The 389-nt window shown below is 65.0% G+C and carries 1 protein-coding gene; it reads right to left on the bottom strand.

The genetic code is table 11. The features are described 5' to 3' along the window. The coding region (locus JF781_RS28255; protein ID WP_255642440.1) for an FAD-dependent oxidoreductase at positions 1–389 on the bottom strand (389 nt) is incomplete at both ends.

Raw genomic sequence — 389 nt, 5'->3', positions numbered from 1 at the left:
GACACCCCACGCCCCAACAACTCCTGCTCACCAGCCACGCCCAGATAGCGGGCGGCCGCGCCCATCGCCAAAATCACCGCCCGCGCGCGCACCGTCTCGCCCTCGCTGGTGGTCACCGACTTCACCGCACCCTGCAGCGACACCGATTCGACGTCTTCCATCCGCAGATCGGCACCAAACCGCAGCGCCTGCTCCCGCATCTGATCCATCAACTCCGGACCCGTGATCCCGTCACGAAAACCCGGATAATTCTCCACCGCGGTCGTCGTCATCAACGCCCCACCAAACGACGTCCCCTCAAACACCACCGGCGCCAACTGCGCCCGCGCCGTATACAACGCCGCGGTATACCCCGCAGGACCCGAACCAACAATGATCACGTCGTGGAC

This window comes from Mycobacterium sp. WUMAC-067 (genome assembly GCF_020217485.1).
In the GTDB taxonomy this organism is placed as follows: Bacteria; Actinomycetota; Actinomycetes; order Mycobacteriales; family Mycobacteriaceae; genus Mycobacterium.
This window is presented reverse-complemented; position numbering and strand designations above follow the sequence as displayed.